Annotated in this window: 9 protein-coding genes; all 9 read left to right on the plus strand. The window is 46.6% G+C overall.

The annotated features are described in order from the left end of the window. The first annotated feature begins 16 nt into the window (after positions 1 to 16). Genes tssC through MKS89_RS17000 form a run of 9 tightly spaced genes read left to right on the plus strand, consistent with a single transcriptional unit; the run spans position 17 to position 12,622 of the window. Positions 17 to 1,954, plus strand: coding sequence for a type VI secretion system contractile sheath large subunit (gene tssC / locus MKS89_RS16960; RefSeq protein WP_077316229.1), 1,938 nt, complete (start codon positions 17 to 19; stop codon positions 1,952 to 1,954). Between the two features lie 42 nt (positions 1,955 to 1,996). Further along, positions 1,997 to 2,620 carry a type VI secretion system tube protein Hcp gene (locus MKS89_RS16965; protein WP_072954664.1) on the plus strand — a complete coding sequence of 208 codons (624 nt, stop codon included), beginning with the start codon at positions 1,997 to 1,999 and terminating at the stop codon, positions 2,618 to 2,620. Continuing rightward, positions 2,617 to 2,979, plus strand: a complete 363-nt coding sequence (locus tag MKS89_RS16970) for a hypothetical protein (protein WP_072954667.1) — start codon at positions 2,617 to 2,619, stop codon at positions 2,977 to 2,979. The genes MKS89_RS16965 and MKS89_RS16970 overlap by 4 nt, the downstream gene beginning before the upstream one ends. Positions 2,980 to 3,035: 56 nt before the next feature. After that, the gene (tssF, locus tag MKS89_RS16975) at positions 3,036 to 4,880 is read left to right on the plus strand and encodes a type VI secretion system baseplate subunit TssF (RefSeq protein ID WP_072954670.1); all 1,845 of its coding nucleotides are present in this window, start codon (positions 3,036 to 3,038) and stop codon (positions 4,878 to 4,880) included. Further along, positions 4,844 to 5,893, plus strand: coding sequence for a type VI secretion system baseplate subunit TssG (gene tssG, locus MKS89_RS16980; protein WP_072954673.1), 1,050 nt, complete (start codon positions 4,844 to 4,846; stop codon positions 5,891 to 5,893). The genes tssF and tssG overlap by 37 nt, the downstream gene beginning before the upstream one ends. Before the next feature lie 9 nt (positions 5,894 to 5,902). Continuing rightward, on the plus strand, positions 5,903 to 6,382 hold the full coding sequence (locus MKS89_RS16985) for a hypothetical protein (protein WP_072954676.1): 480 nt from the start codon (positions 5,903 to 5,905) through the stop codon (positions 6,380 to 6,382). After that, positions 6,379 to 7,797 (plus strand): type VI secretion system baseplate subunit TssK, encoded by a 1,419-nt coding sequence (gene tssK / locus MKS89_RS16990; RefSeq protein ID WP_072954679.1) that lies wholly within the window; start codon positions 6,379 to 6,381, stop codon positions 7,795 to 7,797. Before MKS89_RS16985 ends, tssK begins: the two co-directional genes overlap by 4 nt. 2 nt (positions 7,798 to 7,799) lie before the next feature. After that, entirely contained in the window at positions 7,800 to 8,528 is a 729-nt protein-coding gene (locus tag MKS89_RS16995) for a DotU family type IV/VI secretion system protein (protein ID WP_072954682.1), read from the plus strand. Further along, complete coding sequence (locus MKS89_RS17000; RefSeq protein ID WP_072954684.1) at positions 8,525 to 12,622, plus strand: type VI secretion protein IcmF/TssM N-terminal domain-containing protein; 4,098 nt, start codon at positions 8,525 to 8,527, stop codon at positions 12,620 to 12,622. The genes MKS89_RS16995 and MKS89_RS17000 overlap by 4 nt, the downstream gene beginning before the upstream one ends. Positions 12,623 to 12,640: the final 18 nt, after the last annotated feature.

Genomic DNA, 12,640 nt, shown 5'->3' on the forward strand with positions numbered 1-12,640 from the left:
TAATGGAGATTGAATTTTGGAAAGCAATCAGAAAAAACTATCCAGAATTAGAAAACCTCGAGTGCACATTACTTATGATGTGGAAATAGGAGATGCAATCGTTCAACGTGAGCTGCCACTGATTGTCGGGGTGTTGTCTGATCTGTCTGGGTCCCCGAAAGAGGCGCTACCTCCTCTTAAAGAGAGAGCGTTTGTTGAAATAGACCGCGATAACTTTAACGATGTGATGGCTGGGAGTGGTGTTCGACTCGCTTATAAAGTTGATAATTTAGTCAATGATGAAGGTGAAAAGCTCAATCTAGAACTCTTTTTTAATCGAATTGAAGATTTTGAGCCCATTAACTTAGTAAAACAAATTGTGCCAACCAATGCGATTTATGAATCCAGAAACCGTATTCGTGATATGACCGCAAAGTTGGATGGCAATGACCCTCTCGATGCGATTCTGACAGAAATTCTCGCAGATGAAGAGAAGCAAACGGAACTGACGGATTTGTTTGCTGAGGGGACGGATTGGCGAGCTGTCACGCCGACGGATACCGTCAGTAGAATGCTCGCGGAAGGTCGAATGGCTTTGGATGAAGGTCAAATTCCCTATTCATTAGAATTAATTGGTGAATTTGCTCAGTCGATTTTAAAAAATCGTGCAACGCTGACCGGACGTTTTGCCAGTGACCTCATGACGGACAAAATCGCGCAGATTGACAGCAATCTAACCAACCAAATCAACCAAGTGATGCATGCCCCAGAGTTTCAAGCCTTAGAAGCGACATGGCGTGGTTTGCACTTCTTTGTCATGAATACAGAAACGGGCGCGACACTTAAAATTCGCTTACTGAATGTATCGAAAAAAGATCTGCTTAAAGATTTGCAAAAAGCCGTTGAGTTTGACCAAAGTGCTTTATTCAAGAAAGTTTATGAAGAAGAGTTTGGTACCTACGGGGGCGACCCGTACTCATTCTTAATGGGGGATTATGAATTTGGTCGCCACCCGGAAGATATTGAACTCCTTGAAAAAATTTCGGGTGTCGCCTCTTCGGCCCATGCGCCGTTTATATCTTCAGCCTACGCTAAATTGTTCGATATGGAAGATTTCTTTACGCTTGCACAGCCCAGAGATCTGACCAAAATCTTCGAGAGCGCTGAGTTAATCAAATGGCGGAGCTTTCGCAGTAGCGAAGATGCACGTTATGTGTCACTGACTTTGCCTAAAGTCTTACTACGCCTACCTTATGGCCCCGAAACGGTTGTAGCAGAGGGCTTTGATTTTGTAGAAGATGTTGATGGTTCCGATGCACGTAAATATTTGTGGGGTAATCCCGCGTATGTGCTCGGCCAGAGAATCACCAATGCTTTTTCTCAATACGGTTGGCTGGCCGCTATTCGTGGTGTTGAAGGTGGCGGATTAGTCGAAGGATTACCCGCGCATACGTTTAAAACGCCAGCAGGTGACATCAAACTGACTTGCCCCACTCAAGTTTCCATCACCGATCGTCGTGAAAAAGAGCTCAATGATCTCGGCTTTATGGCCATTTTGCATTGCAAAGGTAGTGATAAAGCCGCTTTCTTTGGTGGGCAGACCACCGGGCAGCCCCTCAAATACAACACCGATTCAGCCAATGCCAACGCACGTATTTCTACCATGCTTCCCTATGTACTAAACGCGTCCCGCTTTGCCCACTACATCAAAGTGATTATGCGTGACAAAGTGGGGAGTTTTGCAACTAAAGATGGTATCTCCGATTACCTCAATAATTGGATTAGCAATTATGTGTTGGTCGATGATGCCGCCCCGCAAACCATGAAAGCCAGCTATCCCTTGAGAGAATCCCGTATTGATGTGATGGATATTCCGGGCAAACCGGGCAGTTATCGCTCCATTGTGTTTTTGCGCCCGCATTTTCAGTTGGAAGAGTTGACGGCCTCGATTCGTCTGGTGGCAGAGCTGCCTTAATAAAACTGATTTGATAACAAAATCTTAAGAGAAGAGACGATTATGGACTTAATATTATTGCAATTCGGAGCTGATGGTATTGCAGCAGGTGATTTGAACCCGGAAGGTACGGCGATTGGCACCATGATTGACGGTGGAGCAGGGCCAAATTGGTCAGCAATGACGGCGAATGCCGGTGGTGCGTTGTTTGATGGAAAAAAATGCATTGAACTGGTTTCTGTGAGCCAAGGGATACAACAGCAAGTTACCACCGATGTGAGTAATAATGCACGTACATCAGGGCGACCTGTGATTACTGACTTTACCTGCGTGAAATACACGGATGTCACCTCACCTAAAATGTTCGACTACTGTTTGCGGGCCAAATTGCTCGATGATCCTAAAAAAGATCCGCCAACCATGATTTGGGTACTGCGGAACTCTGGGGATCAGCTGAATATCATCATGCGCTTTGAATTGCGTGCAGCTTTGATCTCCGAGACCCATTTTCAATCCCACCCCAATGATATGCCGACAGAGCAATTTAAATTGAATTTTACTGAAATCGGTTGGTATCACCAGGTTCAGGGAGCTGCAATGACCAATGCCGGGACCACAGGTGCTGCATGGAGTATTGGTAATAACCGGCCGATTGCACAAATCACAAAAGGCAGCTCATATTCATGAAAGCTTTCTTTGAAAAGTTAACTGCACCGGGGGAGATCATCACAACACGAGATTCTGTGGTTCGTAATGTCGAACATATTTTGTGTTTTGGCGCGTTCCTTGACGCGGGCGTGGATGCTGATACTGATACGTTGAGTGATGACCACAACGGGCCTTGGTCCGTTGTGGACGTATCTTTAAGTCATGAGCAGCAGATTATTCAGTTTCAACAGTATTTGGCTCAACTGATTAACGTTCATGAGCCGAGAATCAAAGAAGTGCAGGTAATGACTATCAAATCCAGAGCGGAAGTCTCCTATTGTCAGCTAAAAATTTGTCTTTATAACGAAGAGTTCGAGCAAGATTTTGTCTTTCATTAGTCGCTACTGAGTCAGGTTGTAAAGCACGACCGAGCACATAAAAGGGTCACTTTGACATGTCACAGAACCACCATTTTTTTCAACAAGAAATGCGCTATCTGAGAAAGTCTGTAGAAGATTTTAGCCGTACCTATCCTGAGATCGCGGCTGAACTTCAGTTGAGTGCTGGCCGGTCGGCAGATCCTCATGTGGAGCAGTTGTTGCAGTCGTTTGCTTATATGACCGGGCGTTTACGTGCTGATTTAGTGCAGCAACAAAGTCAAATACCCAATCAATTACTGAGCAGCCTTTATCCGAATTTGATGCGGTCACTGCCTTGTATGACGGTATTACAAGCGAATGTTGAAATTGATGGTGCCAATTTTATTAATGGTTATGTGCTTGAAAAGGGACGTCAATTTGTCGCGACAGCCAGTCGTATCGGTGCAAATGGTGAGAAAGACACACTCGAGTGTCGATTTGAAAACAGTTATGAAACCCCATTATGGCCGTTAATCGCTGAAAAGACCGATATTATTCCGAAAAATTCATTTGCTGAATTGGACCAACTCGGAACGAAATCGGGGCAGCTTTTAAAATCGATTCTTTCGATTAAAGTCAGCAATCTGGGCACGGATCCGATCAAAGATTACCCTATTGACCGTTTACGTTTTTACATTGCGGATGTTGAGCAACGAGCAAAACTGTATCAACTGTTAAATGATCATTTGCTGGGGGTGGCCGTTCGAGTGGGAGATAAAATTACTCGCTTGGATGGGCCGAGCAAGCCGTTATCCGCCATTTTGCAATGGCAAGGGTTTGAAGAACAGCAAAATGTACTGCCAGATGATGCCGGAAGTTTACGCGCTTATCGCCTACTTCAGGAATATTTTTCTTTTACTGAGAAATTTTATTTTCTTGATATCAAGGGCTTGGATGAGTGTGACATCTTGAGTGAAGCGCATGACAATATCGAGGTTCTGTTGTTACTGGAGCAATCGTCGAAAAGCATTCATCTTCATCCTCACTGCTTCAAGTTAAATTGTTTTCCTGCGATTAATTTGTATGAAAAAACATTTAAGCCCATTGCATTGATTCAGAGTCAGCATGAATATCGGCTATTAGCCGATGAACGGCATTATCTGTATGGCGAAGTCCACAATATTACCGACGTGAGAAGTATTGCTTATAACAGCAAAAGCCGCCTGGTTAGCCCATGGCTAGGTGCAAATGCCCAAAGTAGTGCTCAGCAATTTTATATTACGCGTCCGGTGGATTTATTAGCGCCCGGAGAGCATGGGCTGGATATTCTAATTTCTCTCTATCAACCGGATTTTTCTCCTAGTGACCCTGTGGATCAAACACTTGTCGTCAAAGGGTTGTGTAATAACCGCCGTATTCCTGAGTCGTTGAGAGCAGGTCAGACCATGCAGCTGGTCGGGTCGGGGCCAATGATCAATGCGAGTATCCAAGATAGCCCCAGTAAATTCAGAGCGGCCAAGTTGCAGAGCAAGAATACGCTGAAGCTATTGTCTCAATTGTCATTAAACCTGAGTTCACTGAGTGGAAAGGAAGACAGTCTGGTCGCTTTGAAGCAAACGTTGGGCTTATATAGCCATGCCAGTTCTATGACGCATCAACGTCAATTAGCGGGAATTGACACGATGAACGTGCAAGCCATTACCAAGCGGATTGGCGCGGATTCATGGCGGGGTCACTGCCGCGGAAGCCTGATTACATTAGCCATTAACGAAGACTATTTTTCGGATTCTAATCCATTACTGTTCGGTGCTGTATTGAGTTACTTCTTTGGTTTATATACGACGTTAAATCATTTTGTTCAATTGCAACTGGTCAGTGATCAACGAGAAGGAGTGTGGCGACAATGGCAACCACGCATTGGCGAAAAGGTTATTCTGTAAACCAATTATTTCATGAAGCTGGGGTGACTTGGTCATTCTATCAATTGGTGCGCTTATTCATTGGTAGCGGCGTAACAGAAGACGATATCTTAGAAGAATTGGGGCGAAAAGTTTTCTTTACCGGCTCGCTTTCTCGTAGCTTGCCACCCGGAGAAATTCGCCGAGTCTCATCGTCAAAGCAAGCCCTGATGTCTGAGCATGACGTAGACCATGCAGAAAAACACATGATTGAGTGTGCCTACTACAATATTTATGGTTTGGACGGACCGCTGCCTGAGCCATTCTCTGAAATGATGATCGATGATCTGCATGATGGTCAGGGGGGGATGAAGGCATTTATTAATATTTTTAATCATCGTATTCATGCCCTTCGCTACCTCATTCAGGCGCAGCATAGTTATACCTTGGCAAGCAGTGATGCCAGCCATAGTTATATCGGTCAATGTTTATTGGCGTTAAGTGGTCATTCGCTTCCTCAACAGCGCCGTTTGAGTGGGCAACATCCCAGCGATTTGATTGCACTTTCTGGTCATTTAGCCAATTGTCGTCTCAATTTCCCGACCATCTGCCGGGTCATGCAGACGGTACTGAATTTACCCGTGATTGAACTGCAAAGTCTGCTTGGTCGTTGGCTGACGGTCCAGAAACAAGACCAGACATTGTTAGGTGAATCGAATCACCGCTTAGGGGGTGAAGCGACATTAGGTAAAAGAGTTTGGGATCAGCAGGCTGCATTTGGTTTAGTGGTTGGTCCGGTCAGTCATCGTCGTCTTGCCCAGCTTGTCCCCGGTGGTGAGGATTTTCCAAAACTGAAACAGTTGGTCACTTGGCTAGCTGAAAAGCGTTGCGATTGTTTCATGACGATAGTGTGCCAGCCCGAAGAGAAGCACGAGGAAAACGCAACCCATTTAGGCAACCGGCCGAGCATGACCAATCGTTTGGGCTATGGGGCTGCATTACAAAGTGCGGTTCCCCAAACGAAACGCATCAGTTTCATGTTGAATATCGTGTAGGGGGATGCCATGAGAAAAAATGCTATTGGTACGGTTTTGCTGATACTCCTTCTGACAGCGTCAGGATGCGGTGTCACAAAGTACATTCCATTCTATCCCGAGCAGAATAATGAGATAGCGTCTATTTCTGTCCAGTCAGATGTGCACAGTAACCAAAATATTCCGGTATCCATGGATATTCTGTTTGTTTATCAAGACGGTTTAGAAGAAGGCTTAAAACATCTGACAGGCTCAGCATGGTTCAAAAACAAAGCAGCGTTTTTACTACGCTATCAACATGCTCTGGATATCGTTCATCTGGAAGTTGTGCCACAGACTGCACCGCAAGAAGTGCCATTGCCCGACAATTATCAAGCCGCAATTCAAGTGATTCTATTTGCGAACTATCTCGATCCAAAAGGTCAATATCAGGCGGATTTGAGTCAGTTTAAACATTTGGATATTCGGTTACGCAAAGATCGCTATACATTAAAGGAACAAAGCGAATGACTACCTTAAGTACCTTGCCACAACCCGTATGTTGGTTTGAAGGTATGATGCTTTCTCCTCAGCATTTCCAACAAAATCATATCTACTGGGAGCGGCAGCTTGAATTTTTAACCCAATCTCTCCAGCCCTATCAATGGGGCATTTTGTCGATGCGAGTCGATGAAAGTCGGTTGCTGGAAGGCGTTGTTGAAGTCACCGCTTTGCGAGCGATCATGCCGGATGGATTATTGGTTGATTACGATGGTTTGACGACCGAACCGGCAGCGCTTCGGTTGGCCTTGGATCTCAACGACTATCCGGAACTGGCAGAAGTCGGCAAAGCAAAAATTATGTTAACGGTGCCGATTCGGGTGCCGGGCAGTGCCAGTCACAGCTCGGATATTCAGCGTTTTGTCGCCACACAGAGTGAACCTGTGAAAGATGATAATACCGGTGAGGGCAGCGCCGAAGTGCAACGTTTACAACCCTGTATGGCTCTACAAATCGGTAGCAAAGTTCGTCAGCAATACGTGTCGCTTCCGCTCTTAGAAGTCAGAAAAACCGAGGGTGACCAGTTCGAAGTCACCGAATATTCTCCCCCGCTGCTGCAAATCGGCGCAGACCATTTCTTACACCAGCAAGAACAAGGGCTTGAGCGCCGACCGCTACAGAACCGCCTACAAAAAGGTGCTTTTCTGATCCGTAAAAAAGCGCGTCAATTAGCGGGCTTTGCCGAGAAAGGCGATGAACAGTTTGGTAACCGGGTCACTGAGCAACACCGCCATTGGATTCGTGCGATGGTCCAGCATTTGCCGGAATTTGAGTTATTAGCGGACAATGAAAAAAGTGCACCGTGGTCGGTATACCAAGTGTTGGCGCGCGTGGTTGGCACCTTGTGTGAGCTAGATATGAGCGCTATCCCGCCCAAATTACCGAGGTATAGCCATGACGACTGTCAAAGTGGTATCGACGTTGCGCTCAACTATATTATTTCGCAACTTGATAAAGTGAATTTACGTTATACCAGCTTACCATTTGAAGAAGGGCAGGATGGTGTCTTCTCGATTGCTTTTGATAAAGCATGGAGTGGCCAAGATCTTTTGATTGAATTGCAGGCGAGAGACAATCAAATTCCTGCTGAGATGGCGGAATGGCTGGCGGATTGTCGTATCGCTTCAGCTCGCATTCATAAAGAATTATCGATAAAACGCGTGTTGGGTGCAAAATCTGAAGCGACGGAATTCGATGAAGCAACGGGGATCAGACAGTCGTCCGGCAATGCTCTGTTTTATATCAAAGTTGATGAACGCTTTATCAAAGCCGGACAATCATTAGTCATTGCGTGTACCAATGGCAAAATTAAGTCCATGCAACCCAAGCGTATTATTTTGCATCTGCCGCATCAAACCAATATTGCTTTGGATGAAGGAGATTGATCGTGCCTCAGTCCTCACTGAATCTGGTCGAGCTCACAACTGAGTTTTATCAAAAAATTGCCACCGTCAAAAACTGGATACAAGACGAACAGTTATTGGTGGAAGCCAAGCTCATTTTAAAGTTACAAGAGCCGCCAACGCATGAAGATGCCGCCCATGCAATGAGTCTGTTTTTGTGTCAATGGTTGAATCAGCAACGTCAATATTGGACAGCTAAACTCAGTGAGCGGCAGGCCATTATTTTTGATCAAGCGTGTTTTGCTTTGGCCGCAATGGCGGATGAAATTTTCATACTGGAGTTAGATTGGATCGGGCAGGCGTATTGGAGCGATGTCTTACTAGAAGATTATTTCTATCAGAGTTGCTCAGCTGGCGGGACGTTGTATCGTCAATTCGATCGGTTATTGCAAGGTTCCAAGCATGATAGTTTTGAAATTCAGCTCGCCTCGGTCTATCTGCTTGTGCTGCGGCTGGGGTTTGCCGGGCAGTATCGTGATGACCCTATTTTAGAGCAGTATCGAGACAAGCTCTTTAAGCTGGTTTCCCGCCATCAGGCGATATCGGTCGATTACTTACAACCACAAGCTTATCAACACAACTTAAAGTCCCAATATGAGCAACGTTTAGCACCCATAGGGAACTGGTATCGTGGTATTGCCTACGGCACTACGCTCTTTCTCACTGTTGGGGTGGTGGCTTGGTTGCTATTGAATCAAGAGTTGTTCTCATGAGTGATATTCCAACGCTAATCCAAAACGCTGTCAACCAAACCCCGTCGTTCTTCAGGCAATTGGATTACCTGGTCGATAAATTATCCAGTTTGTATCAGCAGTTGATGGTGCGTTTATCACCATTGATCGAACACTTCAGGCCGATATGGCAAGACCCACTTTGGCAGATGGTCGGGCTTATTGTTGCGATTATTTTAGCCATTATGTTGGTCATTTTTGGGGTGAAATATCTCAAACGAGTGGTGATGTGGACCGCACGGTTATTGGTCGGCAGTTGTCGTTGGATTTATCGAACCCTACTGTGGCCATGGCGGAAAATAGGGCAAGGGTGGCAGAAGCGTAAAGCCTTGCGGGCGTCCGCCAGTACGATTCGTCGTCGACGGCGTCATATTCATGCCAGTCGCGCCGCGAATGCGATTAAATTTTTGATCACGCGCCGAGAGTGGCGTTACCACTTACCTTGGACGCTTCTGATCGGTGAAGACAGTGATAATCGTGCGGCGTTGATTCAATCGGTAAAAACCGGTCGCCGTGCCAATCTATTACCACAAGAGAAACGCATGTTGGGGCAGCGGAGTGGGTGGCACTTTTATGATCATGGCGTGGTGATTGAAACTTGTGGCGACGAGCTCTCTGAGACCTTAAATCAACTGCATTGGTTCCGGCCTGAACGCGCTTTAGACAATATCACGCTGGTTATTTCTGCAAAAAGCTTGCTTCATGATCCGCAACCCGGTGCGTTGGATGCACTTGGCGAACGTGTGTTTCAGCAACTGTGGCAGGTACAAAAAACATCGGGTTTCGTGTTACCTGTTTATGTTTTTATTTCTGATTGTGACCAAGTGGCTGGGTTTGAAGCCTTTTGGCAAGCACAGCCAGATGCGCAGCGCCAGCAGATGGTCGGTTGGTCAAATCCTTACCGTTTAGAGCGAGCGTTCAATATTGAATGGATCAGAGAAGCGTTTGTCAGCACGTTAGAGGCTTTGCAGAATGCCCAACTGCGTGTTGCGTCCAGCGGTGGTGCGTTATCTGAAATCGATGACTTTATGTTATTTGTGAACCGCTTTGCCAAACTGGAAATGCCACTCACTGAAGTCATAAAATCGGCGTTTACACGCAGTGGATTACAAGAGTCTCCGCCATTGAGAGGGGTCTATTTCTGTGGTCAATATGATCAGCGGACAGCGTTTGTCGAAGATGCTTTTCATCAGAAAATTTTTGCTGAGCGCCACCTTGCATCGATGGTAGAAAAACGCCGCTTTTCTACCAACCAACTGTTACGACGCTTTCAAATCGGCACACTGGTGAGTGCGGTGGTGATGACAGGCTGGCTTGGCATCGACATTGTTCGATTTTACCAATGGAACCAATATGTGCGCGGTACTTATCAACAGTTGAGCCAATTAGCGCCGGATGACAGTGCCACCGGGGCCAATACCTATCAGTTATTGATTGGCTTAAATCATATCAGTCAACGTAACCTGTCTCTCATGATCCCGCTTTCTTGGTTTGATTGGCAAGAAAGAGACAAAGAGCGTCTGGTGGCGAAAAATCTCATCCAAAAAACACTGTTGGTCGGGTTGGATGCACGACTAAAACTGCGGGCCAAACAACTTTCGCTGTTGATGAGTGAGGAGGATCTCGCGCAAACCAGTTATCCGGTATTAATGCAGACAATGCAGGTGTTTCAAACGCAACTGTTAGGTTTTGTGCAGAACCAGGACTATTTAGCGTTGTTAGCGAGCCCGATGGCCAGCACGCAAGGCGTGTCAGAAAAGCTGACTTCGTTACTGAATTATCTTTATGATAATCCCGTGCCCACAGGTATCGATTTAAACGACCAGTTGATAGTAGGGGCGGTGCGCCGCGCGAACTATGCAGAGCCTTGGATCGTTGAAAATCGATCGCTGGTTTCGACCTCACTGATCATGAGGTATCTGGACGATCTCACCCATCATCTGCATCATGCGCTGATAAAATACGCCCAACAACTGCCGATTGCAGCGGTGCAGCGCTTTAATAACACCCTGCAACCAGTGCCGGAACAGAATACGATGCCACCGGCGCGGATTATCCCGGCCAGTCAAGCGTTTCAGCGCTGGCTCAATACCACCAAAAAAGATTGGCTGACCACATCGGTAACCAGCAGCCCCTGTTCTGTTTTAGACCACCAATTTGATGCAATCCGGCAGGCTTTGCTACCTCATGGTTTCTATAACAGCCAAGATTTAGCGCGCATGCAGGCCCGTTTTTCTCCTGAGCGTTGTGATCAAGCCGTGAGACAAGCTCTGGTCAGTGTCACAGCTTCTCCATTTGGTTCATTGTTTCAGTTTGATCAGCGGGGTTTATTGAGTGAATCGCCAGACTTAACCGCTATGCTCAATAGCTTGAATACCATCACAAAAATTGGCTTTGTCCGTGAGGGATTTCCGCCCTTCATTGACTCTTCAGAGCCAATCATTTTATGGCAACCCGCTCCCTTACAAAAGTTAATTTCCGCTTTAGCCGACTACCAGAACTATTTAACGCAACCTGGTCACGCTTCGCTATTTGTTGGGGCTTTACAAAATCGGTTACAACAGGCAACGCAACGTTTATTAAGTAACGCCATGATTCATCCCTCGCAACAAGTGGGCCCACCAGCGGCGGTGCTCGATATCGTGTCTTATCGGGAAAAGAGCCTCCACAACGCGGTCAAAAGTTTTACTCAGGTGCAAGGGCTACTGATTCAAATAGACAGCCTACTCAAGCAGCAAGGTGATTATGCCAGTGTGCAATGGCTGAATCAGCAGATTCAGAAATTCATCTTTCAGCAGCTAAAAATAGCCGATCAACTGGTGAGAGACTATCACCTCTATCAGCCGCTTAACGCGCCTCAATGGCAGCAATCAACGTTGAGTCAAGCGCTGTTTGATATAAGCAGTGGCAAATCGCTGAAAGCCTACCTGACCAATCAACGTCAGCGTCTCAGCTATCTGGCCTATAATCAGGCGCAGCCGTTAATCACCTACTTACAAAATACGCAGACCGGGCTGAGTAACGAGCGGGTACAACGCTGGCTGGCAACATTACAGAACCTGAGAAATTTTGAGCGTGGCGAGCCCAATAACATGCCGTTATTACTTGATAAACTGATCGGCGAAAAATTCAAACAGGCGGCGGTCTCAGAGTGTTCGTCTTTGGATCTGATGCGAGAATTGTCAGGAGAAGACGGCTGGTTTGCGATTCGTCATGACCAAATTATTCGCCAGGTTGCGATGCATTGCAGTAGCTCGGAGCAAAGCTTAGCTATCGCACGGTATGTCGATATTGCCGAGCAGTTCAATCAAGACGTTGCGGGTAAATTCCCGTTTGCTGATTCACCCGTCGCCGGTGATGTGGGATTAAAAGCATTGCATCGTTACCTCGAACGTTATCGCCAAGACAGCCAAGGCTTATTCGCGCTGCTGACTCAAGAGCGGCAAAAAGATCACCAAATCCCGCAGTCATGGATTCATTTTATCCAACAGATGGACGCCATCAGTGAGTTCATGCAGCAAGCGTGGGATGACAAAACCAAAACATGGCGCGTGGCACTGAAGGTAACGTTTAACGCCCCCAACCAACAAGGCCAAGGTAATAATCAAGTGATTCAGTGGACGCTGAGCGATGATAAACACGTGGCGGGCTTTCCCAATGGCGATGATCAACTGACATGGCAACCTGATGAACCCTTGTCTTTGTCATTACGGTGGGCAGAAGGGTCGGCTTACCGTCCTCAGGACATGGCCGGTCAGGCCGCCGCGCATAAACCAAGGATTGATCCGCAGGAACGTACCGCGACCTTTATCAGCCAAGGCAAATGGGGCTTATTCCAATGGCTACGCCGCTATGACAGCGATGAAATGCACGTCTCTCATGGTGTTCGTTTGCTGTCATTTTATGTCCCAGTTGGCTTGAAGGACGAGTCAGGCAACACCAAACCGTTGAGCAGTCCGACCTATATTAGTCGCTCGAACATACTGTTGCAGGCACAAGTGGCGGATGAAACAGGGCAGTGGCACACCGTCGCTTTTCCCGATTCATTCCCGACTTATGCGCCCAAATTTAAATGATGAGGCAAGATAGAGAGC

Origin of the sequence: Vibrio gazogenes, from assembly GCF_023920225.1 — a bacterium.
GTDB classification, from domain to species: domain Bacteria; phylum Pseudomonadota; class Gammaproteobacteria; order Enterobacterales; family Vibrionaceae; genus Vibrio; species Vibrio gazogenes.